Annotated in this window: 13 protein-coding genes; 9 read left to right on the forward strand and 4 right to left on the reverse strand. The window is 72.9% G+C overall.

Features of this window, described 5'->3' with window-relative positions:
- Positions 1–28: 28 nt before the first annotated feature.
- The 7 genes from mvk to Saso_RS37825 all read left to right on the forward strand — a co-directional run bounded on the left by mvk (position 29) and on the right by Saso_RS37825 (position 7,641).
- A complete protein-coding gene (gene mvk, locus Saso_RS37795) occupies positions 29–1,036 on the forward strand; it encodes a mevalonate kinase (RefSeq protein WP_229901523.1) in 1,008 nt (335 codons plus the stop codon).
- Positions 1,026–2,081 (forward strand): diphosphomevalonate decarboxylase, encoded by a 1,056-nt coding sequence (gene mvaD, locus Saso_RS37800; RefSeq protein WP_189927294.1) that lies wholly within the window; start codon positions 1,026–1,028, stop codon positions 2,079–2,081. The genes mvk and mvaD overlap by 11 nt, the downstream gene beginning before the upstream one ends.
- Positions 2,078–3,175, forward strand: a complete 1,098-nt coding sequence (locus tag Saso_RS37805; RefSeq protein ID WP_189927295.1) for a phosphomevalonate kinase — start codon at positions 2,078–2,080, stop codon at positions 3,173–3,175. The genes mvaD and Saso_RS37805 overlap by 4 nt, the downstream gene beginning before the upstream one ends.
- Positions 3,172–4,266 carry a type 2 isopentenyl-diphosphate Delta-isomerase gene (gene fni, locus Saso_RS37810; protein ID WP_189927296.1) on the forward strand — a complete coding sequence of 365 codons (1,095 nt, stop codon included), beginning with the start codon at positions 3,172–3,174 and terminating at the stop codon, positions 4,264–4,266. Before Saso_RS37805 ends, fni begins: the two co-directional genes overlap by 4 nt.
- Positions 4,263–5,324, forward strand: a complete 1,062-nt coding sequence (locus Saso_RS37815; protein ID WP_189927297.1) for a hydroxymethylglutaryl-CoA reductase — start codon at positions 4,263–4,265, stop codon at positions 5,322–5,324. Before fni ends, Saso_RS37815 begins: the two co-directional genes overlap by 4 nt.
- A gap of 3 nt (positions 5,325–5,327) precedes the next feature.
- A complete protein-coding gene (locus Saso_RS37820; protein WP_189927298.1) occupies positions 5,328–6,497 on the forward strand; it encodes a hydroxymethylglutaryl-CoA synthase in 1,170 nt (389 codons plus the stop codon).
- 166 nt (positions 6,498–6,663) lie between these two features.
- Positions 6,664–7,641, forward strand: coding sequence for a 3-oxoacyl-ACP synthase III family protein (locus Saso_RS37825; RefSeq protein ID WP_189927333.1), 978 nt, complete (start codon positions 6,664–6,666; stop codon positions 7,639–7,641).
- Between the two features lie 163 nt (positions 7,642–7,804).
- On the opposite strand, the gene Saso_RS37830 is transcribed toward Saso_RS37825, so the two are convergent.
- Complete coding sequence (locus Saso_RS37830; RefSeq protein WP_189927299.1) at positions 7,805–8,698, reverse strand: helix-turn-helix transcriptional regulator; 894 nt, start codon at positions 8,696–8,698, stop codon at positions 7,805–7,807.
- A gap of 210 nt (positions 8,699–8,908) precedes the next feature.
- Between Saso_RS37830 and Saso_RS37835 the strand changes: the two genes are divergently transcribed.
- Positions 8,909–9,925, forward strand: coding sequence for a zinc-dependent alcohol dehydrogenase family protein (locus Saso_RS37835; RefSeq protein ID WP_189927300.1), 1,017 nt, complete (start codon positions 8,909–8,911; stop codon positions 9,923–9,925).
- Between the two features lie 32 nt (positions 9,926–9,957).
- The gene (locus Saso_RS37840; RefSeq protein WP_189927301.1) at positions 9,958–10,368 is read left to right on the forward strand and encodes a (R)-mandelonitrile lyase; all 411 of its coding nucleotides are present in this window, start codon (positions 9,958–9,960) and stop codon (positions 10,366–10,368) included.
- A gap of 59 nt (positions 10,369–10,427) precedes the next feature.
- Here the strand turns inward: Saso_RS37840 and Saso_RS37845 are convergent, their stop codons facing one another.
- The 3 genes from Saso_RS37845 to Saso_RS37855 are packed head-to-tail and all read right to left on the reverse strand — an operon-like array spanning position 10,428 to position 11,763.
- The gene (locus Saso_RS37845) at positions 10,428–11,006 is read right to left on the reverse strand and encodes a suppressor of fused domain protein (RefSeq protein ID WP_189927302.1); all 579 of its coding nucleotides are present in this window, start codon (positions 11,004–11,006) and stop codon (positions 10,428–10,430) included.
- Positions 11,007–11,062: 56 nt separating this feature from the next.
- On the reverse strand, positions 11,063–11,401 hold the full coding sequence (locus tag Saso_RS37850; protein ID WP_189927303.1) for an XRE family transcriptional regulator: 339 nt from the start codon (positions 11,399–11,401) through the stop codon (positions 11,063–11,065).
- Positions 11,398–11,763 (reverse strand): type II toxin-antitoxin system RelE/ParE family toxin, encoded by a 366-nt coding sequence (locus Saso_RS37855; RefSeq protein ID WP_189927334.1) that lies wholly within the window; start codon positions 11,761–11,763, stop codon positions 11,398–11,400. Before Saso_RS37855 ends, Saso_RS37850 begins: the two co-directional genes overlap by 4 nt.
- Between the last annotated feature and the right edge of the window lie 20 nt (positions 11,764–11,783).

Genomic DNA, 11,783 nt, shown 5'->3' on the forward strand with positions numbered 1-11,783 from the left:
GCAGAAAAGACAAGGGGAGCTGAGTGCGTTGACTCTACCGACCTCAGTGGAGGGGGTGGCGCAGGACCGGGGGGCCCACTCGGTCGGCATCGGCCGCGCCCATGCCAAGGCCATCCTGCTGGGAGAGCACGCGGTGGTGTACGGGGCGCCCGCGCTGGCCCTGCCGATCCCGCAGCTGACGGCGACGGCGAGTGCCGGATGGTCTTCGCGCGGCCGGGACGCGCAGGGCGAGTTGTCGTTCACCATGACCGGTTCCGCCTCCCGGACGGTGGTGACGCAGGCCTCCGAGGGTCTGCGCCGGCTGACCGCCGCGTTCAAGGCGCGGATGGGCATCACCGGCGGCCCGCATCTCGACGTGATCCTCGACGGGGCCGTCCCGCCCGGGCGGGGGCTGGGCTCCAGTGCCGCGAACTCGCGGGCGATCATCTTGGCGCTGGCCGATCTCTTCGGCCGTGAACTGAGCGAGAGCGCCGCCTTCGAGCTGGTGCAGACGGCCGAGAACGTCACCCACGGCCGGGCCAGCGGCGTCGACGCCATGACGGTCGGCGCGTCGGCGCCGCTGCTGTTCCGCCAGGGCAGGGCCCGGCCGCTGGGCATCGGCTGCGAGGCGCTGTTCATCATCGCCGACAGCGGCACGGCCGGCAGCACCAAGGAGGCCGTCGAACGCCTGCGCCACAGTTTCGAGCGGGAGGCCGGGGCGCGCGAGCGGTTCCTGGGCCGGGCCACGGAGCTGGTCGGACGCTCCCGCCTCGCGCTGGCCGACGGCGAGGCGGAAGAGGTCGGCTCGCAGCTGACGCACTATCACGAGCTGCTGCGCGCGGCCGGTCTGAGCACCGCCCGGATCGACGCGATGGTGGCGGCCGCGCTGGCGGCGGGCAGCCTCGGCGCCAAGATCACCGGCGGTGGTCTGGGCGGCTGTGTCCTGGCCCTGACCCGGCCCGAACAGGCACGCCAGGTCACCGCGCAGCTCCACGAGGCGGGCGCCGTGCAGACCTGGGTCGTCCCGCTGAGGAGGCAGAGCGGCCATGCGCACTGAACCCACCGCGCCGGCGCAAGAGCGCCGGGAGCAGCAGGCCCAGGCGGCCACCGCGCTCGCGCACCCGAACATCGCGCTGATCAAGTACTGGGGCAAGAGCGACGAGCGGCTGTTCCTGCCGCGCACCGACAGCCTGTCGATGACGCTGGACATCTTCCCCACCACCACCCGTGTGGCGCTGGCGCCCGGGGCGGGGCACGACAGCGTCACCTTCAACGGCGCCCCCGCCCCGGCGGAGGCCCACCGGCGGATCGTTGCGTTCCTGGAGCTGGTGCGGGAGAGGGCCGCGCGCGAGGTGCGGGCCGTCGTCGACACCGTCAACACCGTGCCCACCGGGGCGGGTCTGGCGTCCTCGGCCAGCGGGTTCGCCGCGCTGGCCGTCGCCGCGGCCGCCGCGTACGGGCTGGACCTGGACGCCACCGCGCTGTCGCGGCTGGCCCGGCGCGGTTCGGGGTCGGCCTCGCGGTCGGTGTTCGGCGGGTTCGCCGTCTGGCACGCCGGGCTGCGCGGCGGGACGCCCGCGCAGGCGGACCTGAGCTCGTACGCCGAGGCGGTGCACGCCTCGGCGCGGCTGGACCCGGCGCTGGTCGTCGCCGTCGTCGACGCGGGTGCCAAGACCGTCTCCAGCCGTGAGGCCATGCGCCGCACCGTGGCGACGTCACCGCTGTACGAGCCGTGGGCGCGCTCCAGCGCGGCCGACCTGGCCGACATGCGTACCGCCCTGGACGCCGGGGACCTGGACGCGGTCGGTGAGATCGCCGAACGCAACGCGCTCGGCATGCACGCCACCATGCTGGCGGCCCGCCCCGCGGTGCGGTACATGTCGCCGGCCTCGCTGCGGGTCCTGGACGCGGTGCTGCAACTGCGCCGCGACGGCACGGCCGCCTACGTCACCATGGACGCCGGGCCCAACGTCAAGGTGCTGTGCCGCAGCAAGGACGCCGACCGGGTGGCCGCCGCCGTGCGCGACGCCGCTCCTGGCCGGCCCGTGCACATCGCCCGGCCCGGCCCGGGTGCCCGTCTGCTGCCCGGGGAGCGGCCGTGACCTGGCCCCGCACGGCCGTGCGGCGCGCCCCGGGCAAGCTGTTCGTCGCGGGCGAGTACGCGGTGGTCGACCCCGGCAACACGGCCGTCCTGGTCGCCGTCGACCGCTACATCACCGTCACCGCCCGCGCCGCCTCCCCCGCGTCCGCCACCGGCGTCGTCGTCACCTCCGACCTCGCCGCGCCGCTGCGCCGCACCTGGCACGACGGGCGGCTGACCGAGGACGGCGAGACGCCCTCCCCCGTGCTGTCCGCGATCGAGACGGTGGGCGCGCTGCTGGCCGAACACGGTCTGCCGCTGCCCGCTCTGGACCTGTCGATCACCAGCACCCTGCACACCGGCGGCACCAAGTACGGGCTGGGCTCCAGCGGCGCGGTCACGGTGGCCACGGTGAACGCCGTGGCCACCGCCTGCGGCCTGGAGCTGAGCGAGCAGGACCTCTTCCGGCTGTCCCTGCTGGCCTCGGCCCGTATCGACGTCAAGGGCTCCGGCGGTGACCTGGCCGCCAGCACCTTCGGCGGCTGGATCGCCTACCGCTGTCCCGACCGTGCCGCCGCCCTGGACCTGGCCCGCACCCGAGGTGTCGAAGCGGCACTGCGCACCCCCTGGCCGCACCTCGCGGTGCGCCGGCTGCCCCCGCCCGCCGGCCTGCGCCTGGAGGTCGGCTGGACCGGCCGGCCGGCCTCCACCCCCGCCCTGGTCGCCGGTCTGCACCGGCGGTCCTGGCGGGGCAGCGCCTCGCACCGCGCGTTCGTGCGCACCAGCGCCCACATCGTGCAGGCCTGCATCGACGCCCTGGAGACCGGCGACGGCCCCGGCCTGCTGCACCAGATCCGCCGCGCCCGCACCGAACTGGAGCGCCTGGACGGCGAAGTGGGCCTGGGCATCTTCACCCCCGCGCTGCGGGCCCTGTGCGACGCCGCCGACGACCAGGGCGGCGCCGCCAAACCCTCGGGGGCCGGAGGCGGCGACTGCGGCATCGCGCTGCTGGACGCCCTCGCCCGGCACGACCTGGCACACGTACGGAAACGGTGGGCCGCGGCCGGGGTGCTTGCGCTGCCGGTCGCTCCCGCCCTGGAAGGGATTCCCACATGAGTAGCGCTCAGCGCAAGGACGACCACGTCCGGCTCGCCATGGAGCAGCAGCACGCGCACAGCGGACGCAACCAGTTCGACGAGGTGTCCTTCGTCCACCACGCCCTGGCCGGCATCGACCGGCCGCAGGTGTCGCTGGCCACCGCCTTCGCCGGCATCACCTGGCAGGCGCCGCTCTACATCAACGCGATGACCGGCGGCAGCGTCAAGACCGGCGCCATCAACCGTGATCTGGCCGTCGCCGCCCGCGAGACGGGGGTGGCCATCGCCTCGGGCTCCATGCACGCCTACTTCAAGGACCCCTCCTGCGCGGGCACCTTCCGGGTGCTGCGCGAGGAGAACCCCGGCGGGTTCGTCATGGCCAACGTCAACGCCACCGCCCGCGTCGAGGACGTACGGCGCGCCATCGACCTGATCGAGGCGGACGCCCTTCAGATCCACCTCAACACCGCGCAGGAGACGCCCATGCCGGAGGGCGACCGCTCCTTCGGCTCGTGGGCGGCGCAGATCGAGGCGATCGCGGCCGCCGTCGACGTCCCCGTCATCGTCAAGGAGGTCGGCAACGGGCTGAGCCGGCAGACGGTCCTGGCGCTGCCCGGCCTGGGCGTGCGGGCGGCCGACGTCAGCGGCCGCGGCGGCACGGACTTCGCCCGCATCGAGAACGGCCGCCGTGACCGGGCCGACTACGCCTACCTGCACGACTGGGGGCAGTCCACGGCCGCCTGTCTGCTGGACGCCCAGGACAGCGGCCTGCCGCTGCTGGCCTCCGGCGGCGTGCGCCACCCCCTGGACGTGGCCCGCGCGCTGGCCCTGGGCGCCCACGCGGTCGGCTCCTCCGGGGGGTTCCTGCGCACCCTCCTCGACGGCGGCGTGGATGCCCTGGTCGCCCAGCTGACGTCCTGGCTGGACCAGCTGGCGGCTCTTCAGACCATGCTCGGCGCACCCACCCCGGCCGACCTCACCCGCTGCGACGTGCTGATCCACGGCGCGCTGCGCGACTTCTGCGCCGACCGGGGCGTCGACACCCGCCGGCTCGCCCAGCGCTCCAGCTCCATCGACGCCCTCCACGAGATGACGGGAAGCACCCGATGACTGACACACACGCGATCGCCAGCGTCCCGATGCGGTGGGTGGGCCCCCTGCGTATCACGGGCAACGTCGCCGACACCGAGATCCATGTGCCGCTGGCCACCTACGAGTCACCGCTGTGGCCCTCGGTGGGCCGCGGCGCGAAGGTCTCCCGCCTCGCCGAGAAGGGCATCGTGGCCACCCTCGTCGACGAGCGGATGACCCGCTCGGTCCTCGTCGAGGCCACCGACGCGGCGACCGCGCTGGCCGCCGCCCGCACGGTCGAGGCCCGTATCGACGAACTGCGCGAGGTGGTGCGCGGTTGCAGCCGCTTCGCCCAGCTGATCGGCATCCGCCACGAGATCACCGCCAACCTGCTGTTCCTGCGCTTCGAGTTCTCCACCGGCGACGCCTCCGGGCACAACATGGCCACCCTCGCCTCCGACGCGCTGCTGGCGCACCTGCTCCAGACCGTGGAGGGCATCAGCTACGGATCGATCTCGGCGAACTACTGCACCGACAAGAAGGCCACCGCCATCAACGGCATCCTGGGCCGCGGCAAGAACGTCGTCACCGAACTGCTCGTGCCGCGCGAGGTGGTGGCCTCCGTCCTGCACACCACCGCCGCCAAGATCGTCGAGCTGAACATCCGCAAGAACCTCCTCGGCACGCTGCTGGCCGGCGGGATCCGCTCCGCCAACGCCCACTACGCCAACATGCTGCTCGCCTTCTACCTGGCCACCGGGCAGGACGCGGCCAACATCGTCGAAGGCTCCCAGGGCGTCGTCATGGCCGAGGACCGCGACGGCGACCTGTACTTCTCCTGCACCCTGCCGAACCTGATCGTGGGCAGCGTCGGCAACGGCAAGGGCCTGGCCTTCGTGGAGACGAACCTGACCCGGCTCGGCTGCCGCGAGGACCGCGCGCCCGGCGAGAACGCCCGCCGCCTGGCCGTCCTGGCCGCCGCCACCGTGCTGTGCGGGGAGCTGTCGCTGCTCGCGGCGCAGACCAACCCCGGTGAGCTCATGCGTGCGCACGTCCAACTCGAACGCGACAACACGACCGCAAAGGCTGGTGTATGAGACATGTCCCTCTCCATCGGGATCCACGATCTGTCCCTCGCGACGGGCGAGTTCGTCCTGGAGCACACGACGCTCGCCGCGCACAACGGCACCGAGATCGGCAAGTACCACGTGGGCATCGGCCAGGAGTCGATGAGTGTGCCCGCCGCCGACGAGGACATCGTCACCATGGGTGCGGCGGCCGCCGCGCCGATCATCGCCCGGCACGGCACGGACCGCATCCGCACGGTCGTCTTCGCCACCGAGTCCTCCATCGACCAGGCCAAGTCGGCGGGCGTGTACGTGCATTCGCTGCTGGGGCTGTCGTCGGCGACGCGGGTCGTCGAGCTCAAGCAGGCCTGCTACGGGGCGACGGCCGGCCTGCAGTTCGCCATCGGCCTGGTGCAGCGCGACCCCGCCCAGCAGGTCCTGGTCATCGCCAGCGACGTCTCCAAGTACGACCTGGACAGCCCCGGTGAGGCCACCCAGGGTGCGGCGGCGGTGGCCATGCTGGTCAGCGTCGACCCCGCGCTGGTGCGCATCGAGGACCCCTCGGGCCTGTTCACCGCCGACGTGATGGACTTCTGGCGGCCCAACTACCGCGACACCGCCCTGGTCGACGGGCAGGAGTCCATCGGCGCCTACCTCCAGGCCGCGGAAGGCACCTGGAAGGACTACAGCGAGCAGGGCGGCCGCCCGCTCGGGGAGTTCGCCGCGTTCTGCTATCACCAGCCGTTCACGAAGATGGCCTACAAGGCCCACCGGCACCTGCTGAACTACTGCGGCTACGACACCGACCCCGGCGACATCGCCCGCGCGCTCGGGCAGACCACCGCCTACAACACCGTCATCGGCAACAGCTACACCGCCTCGGTGTACCTGGGTCTGGCCGCGCTGCTGGACCAGGCCGACGACCTCAGCGGGCGGCCGGTGGCGTTCCTCAGCTACGGCTCGGGAAGCGTCGCGGAGTTCTTCGCCGGGACGGTCGTGGCCGGCTACCGCGAGCACCTGCGCACCGGCGCCAACCAGGAGGCGATCAGCCGGCGCACCCCGCTGGACTACGCCGGCTACCGCGAGCTGCACGAGTTCAAGTTCCCCGCCGACGGCGGCGACCACGCCACCCCGCAGCAGACCACCGGCCCGTTCCGGCTGGCCGGGATCAGCGGCCACAAGCGCCTCTACCAGCGGCGCTAGCAACCGCCCGGGCCCGCACCGGCAGGCGGGCACCCCCTGCTCCTTCGTTGCACGCGGGGGGGTGTCCGCCTGCCGGGCGGCCCTGTTCGAGACGAGCCATCCAAGACCAGGTGAAGAGGAGGGCAGCCGCATGGACGACGTGACGATCCTCGGTACGGGCAGCCCGATGAAAGACGTCAGGATCCTCGGTACGGGCGCCTGTGTGCCCGACCGGATCGTCTCCAACGACGAGGTGGGGGCGCCGGCCGGGGTCGACGACGCGTGGATCACCCGCAAGACCTCGATCCGTGAACGGCGCTGGGCCGCCCCGGAGCAGGCCACGTCCGACCTGGCCACGGCCGCGGCGCGGGCGGCGATGCAGGCGGCCGGCATCACCGCCGAGCAGCTGTCGGTGATCGCGGTCGCCACCTCCACCCCCGACCGGCCCCAGCCGCCGACGGCGGCCTACGTCCAGCGCAACCTCGGCGCGTCGGGCACCGCGGCCTTCGACGTCAACGCGGTGTGCTCGGGCACGGTGTTCGCGCTGTCCGCGGTCGGCAGCATCGTCCTGCGGCGCGGCGGCTACGCCCTGGTCATCGGCGCGGACGTGTACTCGCGGATCCTCGACCCGGCCGACCGCAAGACGGTCATCCTGTTCGGTGACGGCGCCGGCGCGATGGTGCTGGGCCCCACCGGCCGGGGCCCGCTGGTGCGCCATGTCGCCCTGCACTCCTTCGGCGCGCTGTCGGACCTGATCCAGGTGCCCGCGGGCGGCAGCCGGCTGCCGCTGGACCACGACGGGCTGGACGCCGGGTTGCAGTACTTCGCGATGGACGGGCGCGAGGTGCGCCGGTTCGTGGTGGAGGAACTGCCGCAGCTGGTCAAGGGGTTCCTGCACGAGGCCGGTGTCGAGTCCCAGGACATCAGCCACTTCGTCCCGCACCAGGCCAACGGCGTGATGCTCGACGAGGTGTTCGCGGACCTGTCGCTGCCGCGGGCCACCATGCACCGCACGGTCACGCACTACGGCAACACCGGCGCCGCCTCCATCCCCATCACCTTGGACGCGGCCGTGCGCCAGGGCGCCTTCCGCCCCGGCGAGCTGATCCTGCTGGCCGGCTTCGGCGGCGGCATGGCCGCGAGCTTCGCCCTCATCGAATGGTGAACCCCTGACACCCCCACGGCACCGAGCTCCTCCCCCGCCCGCACCGGCCGACACCGGCACCCGCACGCCCCGCCGCCCGCCACCGGTGAGCCCCTCAGCCCCGGCCGAGGGGCTCGGACCCGTTCCCGGACCCGCAGGGCGATCAGCGCGGCGACCAGGAGCGTCACTCACCCGACTGGGGGGCAGGGGCGGGGGCGGGGGTCCGGGGGGTGGCGGTCCAGGAGGCGAGCAGGCGCAGGCCCTCGTCGGAGGGCGAGGCGGGTTCGGCGGTGTAGACGGTGAGGGTGAGTCCGGGCTCGGCGGTCATCTCCAGGCCCTCGTAGGCGAGGGTGAGGTCGCCGACGGCCGCGTGGTGGAAGTTCTTGGTGCCGGTGCCGTGGCGGCGGACGTTGTGCGCGCCCCAGCGGGTGCGGAAGTCGTCGCTGCGGGTGGACAGTTCACCGACCAGGTCGTGCAGGTCCTTGTCGTGGGGGTTGCGGCCGGCCTCGGTGCGCAGGATGGCGACGGCCATGTCGGCGGCCAGGTCCCAGTCGGGGTAGAAGCGGCGCGAGGCGGGGTCGAGGAACTGGAAGCGGGCCAGGTTGGCCTGGTTGGCGGGCGTGGCGTAGACGTCGTCGTAGAAGGCGCGGGCGAGCCGGTTGGTGGCGAGGATGTCCATGCGGCCGTTGCGGACGAAGGCCGGGCCGGCGGTGACGGCGTCCAGCACCCATTGCAGGCTGCGGTGGGCACTCCAGGTGCGGGCGGTGCGCCGGCGGGGCCGGGTGAGGGCGTCGGAGCCGTCGGCGGCCTGCGCGAGGTTCATCAGGTGGGCGCGTTCGGCGTCGTCGAGCCGCAGGGCGCGGGCGACGGCTTCGAGGACGGCCGGGGAGGCCCCGGCGAGGTTTCCGCGCTCGAGCTTGGCGTAGTACTCCACGCTCATGTCGGCGAGCGCGGCGACCTCGCTGCGGCGCAGACCGGGCACCCGCCGGCGGGTGCCGGCCGGCAGCCCCGCCCGCTCGGGGCTGATCTTCGCGCGCCGCGAGGTCAGGAACTCGCGGACCTCTGCCTGGTTGTCCATGCCTTCGACGGTACGTCCTGCCCGCCGCCCCAGGGATGTACTGCCGGTACACCCCTTGACGGTGCCTCGCTGCGGGCGCCGGGTGGGGGTTGTCTGGAAGGCACGGTGCTCCTCGCCCGGCCGTCACGGCGGGCGCGCACCCGGCCCCCCGCACCCGGCGACGGCCCCGGACCCCCGGTGTCCCGCCCCGGCACGAGAAGGAACCCGACCATGCGCGGCGCAGTGATCCACGCCCCCGGCGACATCCGCTTCGAGACCCTGGACGACCCGAAGATCCTCCACCCCACCGACGCGGTCATCCGTACGGCCGTGACCTGTGTGTGCGGCTCGGACCTGTGGCCCTACCGCGGTGCCGAGCCGGTCGGCGGCCCGCACCCGATGGGCCACGAGTACGTCGGCTTCGTGGAGGAGGTGGGCTCCGCGGTCACCTCGCTCACGCCGGGCCAGTTCGTCGTCGGCTCCTTCGCCACCTCCGACAACACCTGTGCGAACTGCCGAAACGGCTTCCAGTCGAACTGCCTGCACCGCGAGTTCATGTCGACCTGCCAGGCCGAGTACGTGCGCATCCCGCACGCCCAGGGCACCCTGGTCGCCACCGAGGAGGTACCGGAGCGGGAGATGTGGCCGGCTCTGCTGGCCGTGTCCGACGTGATGGGCACCGGCTGGTGGGCCGCCGACGCCGCCGAGGTCGGGCCCGGCTCGACCGCCGTGGTCGTCGGAGACGGCGCGGTCGGCCTGTGCGCGGTGATCGCCGCGAAGGAGAAGGGCGCCGAGCGGATCATCGTCATGTCACGGCACGAATCCCGCCAGAGGCTCGCCCGCGCGTTCGGCGCCACGGACATCGTCGCCGAGCGCGGCGAGGAGGGCATCGAGCGGATCAAGGAACTGACCGGCGGGATCGGCGCGGGCTCCGTCCTCGAGTGCGTCGGCACCGCCGAGGCCATGCGGCAGGCGCTGCACTCGGCGCGGCCCGGCGGCAGCGTCGGCTTCGTCGGCGTCCCCCACGACGTCGCCGTCGACGGGCAGGAGCTGTTCTTCTCCCACGTCGGCCTGCGCGGCGGCCCCGCCCCCGTCCGCCGCTACCTGCCCGACCTGATCGACCGCGTCCTGACCCGCCGCATCGACCCCGGCCGGGTCTTCGACCTCACCTTGCCCCTGGAGCAGGTCGCCGAGGGCTACCGGGCGATGGACGAGCGCCGCGCCGTCAAGGCCCTCCTCACCCCCTGACCCGCCCGCCCCGCGTCCGAAGGAGCACAACCGTGCAGATCACCCGCAGTTCGATCGACACCGTCAAGGGCCCGGCCGACTGGTTCACCGGCGACGTCTACATCGACGCCGTCGCCGCGGCTCCCGCCCCCTCCCGGGTCACCGCCGCCCTGGTGCACTTCATGCCCGGCGCGCGCACCCACTGGCACCGCCACCCGCTGGGCCAGAGCGTCTTCGTCACCGAGGGCGTCGGGCTGTGCCAGCGCCGCGGCGGACCGGTGGAGGTCATCCGGCCCGGCGACCGCGTCCTGTTCGAGGCCGGCGAGGAGCACTGGCACGGCGCCGCCCCGAACCGGCTGATGGTCCACGTGGCCATCAACGAGGGCGACCACGACCACGCCGTCGTGCACTGGCTGGACCCCGTCACCGACGAGGAGTACCACGCCGCCCCGGCCACCGCCTGAACCGAGACCCCCGCCCGGGGGGCCGCGGGCGGCGTGCCGCGACGGCGCGGGACGCCAGCTCAGGCGGCCGACGCCCTGAACGGATCGAGGGGGTTGATCTCCGCCTCGTCGAAGAGCCGCTCCAACGCCTCGTGCCCGTGACGCCTGCGGAACTCGGTCTCGGCCGTCGTCACGGGCAGCGCCCACAGGATGCGGGCGTGGCCCCCGGCAACGGGGCAGTGTTCGAGGCCCGGTCCGTGGAGGTAGGGCAGGCTGATCAGCACGTGATCGCAGGCCGACCCCGGCACCCACGGTGCGCCGATCGGCATGCTGTGCTCCAGGCCGAGCCGATGTCCTGCGCAGTGGTAGGCGGCGAGCATCGCCATGAGCTCGATGAACCGCTGGTCGCGGACGTGAGCGGTCATGACGAACTCGAGTCCGTGACCGTCCTTCTCCCCCGCCGCCCAGCATCCGGCGCTCACATAGGCCCAGCCTTCGCTGCGGGGGCCGGGGCCCACGACAAGAACCCTCAGCGAGGGCATCACCGCGCGCCGCTGCGGCCCGAGGTCGTGCTCGACGCTCTCCACGCGGTGTCCGTGGAAGAACGCCCGGACGTGGGACTCGACAGCCTCCACGGCCGCCACCGTCGTATCGCTCACCACGCGATCGTCCCAGAGCACGGCCGGCGGGCCTTCACCGTTCGCGGGCGATCAGGTCAGCCGAGGACGTAGGTCTCGTCACCGAAGTCCGCGACGATCTTCAGCTTGCCGCCGAGCGCCTTGACGTAGGCGGCGAGGGTGTCGACCTCGCTGCGTTCCAGTTGGCCCTTCTCGATGCGGGAGACGCGGGCCTGGGTGACGCCCATGGCTTCGGCAACCTGGACCTGTGTGGTGTGCTGCCGTTTCCGCAGCTCGGCGAGGCGGTGCACACGGGAGGCCAGGATCATCGCCTGGGCTCCTTGCCGAATCTGATCCTTTTCGGCATCGGTGAAGGCGAAGTCCTCGGCCAGGTCCGCCCAGGAGACGGCCTGCGGGTCCTTGAGGTGATCTGTCATCGTGCCCCGTCCTCTCCACCGATTCGCTTCAGATGTTCCGCGTATGCCTGCTCCGCCTGAGGCACCGCGACCCGGTACCAGCCGGACCAGTTGCCCGCCTTGTCACCACCGACCAGGATCACGGCCTGGCGGTCCGGGTCGAACACGAAAAGCAACCGTACTTCCGTTGCACCTGCCGAACCGGGGCGGAGTTCCTTGAGGTTCGACAGCGCCGAGCCCTTGATCGTGTCGACCAGAGGCCGGCCCAGCGCGGGACCTTCCTCCTGAAGGGCGGTGACAGCCTGGCTGACCTGGATCAGGGTGTCGCGGTCAGTGCGGCGCAGGGCGTGAAGCCACGAAAGAGCCGGCTCAACGACGACGATCTTCCAGGCCGCGAACGCCC

Source organism: Streptomyces asoensis (assembly GCF_016860545.1).
Taxonomy (GTDB): domain Bacteria; phylum Actinomycetota; class Actinomycetes; order Streptomycetales; family Streptomycetaceae; genus Streptomyces; species Streptomyces asoensis.

Bases quoted from the DNA above. Each gene is read 5' to 3' on its own strand.
- Saso_RS37830 (WP_189927299.1), bottom strand. From the start codon at position 8,698: ATGGACAACCAGGCAGAGGTCCGCGAGTTCCTGACCTCGCGGCGCGCG.
- Saso_RS37825 (WP_189927333.1), top strand. From the start codon at position 6,664: ATGAAAGACGTCAGGATCCTCGGTACGGGCGCCTGTGTGCCCGACCGG.
- Saso_RS37850 (WP_189927303.1), bottom strand. From the start codon at position 11,401: ATGACAGATCACCTCAAGGACCCGCAGGCCGTCTCCTGGGCGGACCTG.
- fni (WP_189927296.1), top strand. From the start codon at position 3,172: ATGAGTAGCGCTCAGCGCAAGGACGACCACGTCCGGCTCGCCATGGAG.
- Saso_RS37815 (WP_189927297.1), top strand. From the start codon at position 4,263: ATGACTGACACACACGCGATCGCCAGCGTCCCGATGCGGTGGGTGGGC.
- Saso_RS37820 (WP_189927298.1), top strand. From the start codon at position 5,328: ATGTCCCTCTCCATCGGGATCCACGATCTGTCCCTCGCGACGGGCGAG.
- Saso_RS37835 (WP_189927300.1), top strand. From the start codon at position 8,909: ATGCGCGGCGCAGTGATCCACGCCCCCGGCGACATCCGCTTCGAGACC.
- mvaD (WP_189927294.1), top strand. From the start codon at position 1,026: ATGCGCACTGAACCCACCGCGCCGGCGCAAGAGCGCCGGGAGCAGCAG.